The organism is Burkholderia sp. SIMBA_051 (assembly GCF_046534915.1).
Classification (GTDB): domain Bacteria; phylum Pseudomonadota; class Gammaproteobacteria; order Burkholderiales; family Burkholderiaceae; genus Burkholderia; species Burkholderia ambifaria.
This window is the reverse complement of the sequence record NZ_JAWRXS010000883.1, coordinates 1-237: the sequence shown is the minus strand read 5'-3', so window position 1 is coordinate 237 and position 237 is coordinate 1. Positions and strand designations below refer to the sequence as shown.

Annotated in this window: 1 protein-coding gene; it reads left to right on the top strand. The window is 68.4% G+C overall.

The annotated features are described in order from the left end of the window. Positions 1-237: anti-sigma factor domain-containing protein (locus SB771_RS36980; protein WP_410722282.1), on the top strand; the 237-nt coding region annotated here is incomplete at both ends.

Genomic DNA, 237 nt, shown 5'->3' with positions numbered 1-237 from the left:
ATACAGGCCCAGGCAGGAAGCCACGACGTGCAGCTCGTCCCGATTGCCGCGGTACAAGTGCCGCCGGACCGCGCCCTGGAATTCTGGACCAAGGCCGACGGCTGGTCCGCTCCGGTGTCCCTGGGCCTGGTCAAGCCCGGCGAACCGGTACGCATCCCGCTGGATGCCTTGCCGCCGCTGGAGCCCAATCAGTTGTTCGAACTGACGCTGGAGCCCGCCACCGGGTCTCCCATCGGC